The 1,043-nt window shown below is 69.3% G+C and carries 1 protein-coding gene; it reads right to left on the bottom strand.

The window, feature by feature from the left end; genetic code table 11:
- Positions 1–24: 24 nt before the first annotated feature.
- Positions 25–969, bottom strand: coding sequence for an IS110 family RNA-guided transposase (locus J2S22_RS30855; protein ID WP_307155927.1), 945 nt, complete (start codon positions 967–969; stop codon positions 25–27).
- Positions 970–1,043 lie beyond the last annotated feature (74 nt).

The raw sequence follows: 1,043 nt of genomic DNA, 5'->3' as shown, positions 1-1,043 counted from the left end.
CGAACCCGGCGACTGTCTTGAATGTCAAGCGTGCGAGTATGCGACGTCGGCTTTGACGAGGCCGTTGGCGATGACGAGGATCTTTCTGGCGACGGCGATGAGGGCGACCTTGGCGGGCTTTCCCTGGTTGCGCATGGCCTTGTAGTCGTCCCTGAGCTTGGGGTTGTGGCGGACGGCGACGAGGGCTGCGAGGTAGAGGCTGGTGCGGACGCAAGGTCGTCCGCCGGCGATGGCGGCGCGGGGCGGAGCGTTTCCGGACTGGCTGACATGGGGTGCGAGGCCGGCCAGGCTGGCGATGGATTTGCGGTCGCGGTGGCCGAGTTCGGGCAGGTCGGTGACCAGCACGGTGGCGATGCGGGTGCCAATCCCCGGGATCGAAGTGAGGATGCGGGAGACGCGGGCGAGCTCGGTGTCGTCGGCGATCCGGCGGGCGAGTTCGGCTTCGATTCGCTCGCACTGGGCGGCGAGCTCGGCGATGGTGGCGCGGTGGCTCTCCATCAGGAGCGGCTCGAGCGTCTGCTTGAGCCTGGTCTTCTCCATGGCGATCATCTCGGTGAGCTGGCGGCGGCGCAGGGAGAGCGCCTTGAGGGTCTGCTGCTCGGCGGAGGGGAGTGGGCGGACGGCGTCGGTCATGACGAGAGCGAAGCGCGCGATGAGCTGCGCGTCCAGCCTGTCGGTCTTGGCGCGGCGCCCCTCGGCGTCGCGGAAGGCCTTGATGCGGCGCGGATTGACGATGCCGACCTGGAAGCCGGCTTCGGTCAGGGCGGCGACTGCGGTCTGCGCGTAGGATCCGATCGCTTCCAGGACGACGCGGGTGACGCCCGCCGCGGTCAGACGGGCGATCATGGTGGCGATGCCGGAGGCCAGATTGGGCACCCGGAAGGTCTTTCCGGACGGCGCGAGGGCGACGTCGAGAAAGCGCTGGCCGGCATCGATGCCGGCCGCCGTCGAGACGGACTGGGATGTCATGGGAACCGGACCTGTATGCGGGCGGCCGGGCGGGCCGGCACCCGTGCGACTGTTCGATCGACGAGCGGAACGGA

The organism is Rhodoplanes tepidamans, from assembly GCF_030813915.1.
Taxonomy (GTDB): domain Bacteria; phylum Pseudomonadota; class Alphaproteobacteria; order Rhizobiales; family Xanthobacteraceae; genus Rhodoplanes; species Rhodoplanes tepidamans.
This window is presented reverse-complemented; position numbering and strand designations above follow the sequence as displayed.

Coding starts and splice junctions, on each gene's coding strand:
- J2S22_RS30855 (WP_307155927.1), bottom strand. CDS start 969: ATGACATCCCAGTCCGTCTCGACGGCGGCCGGCATCGATGCCGGCCAG.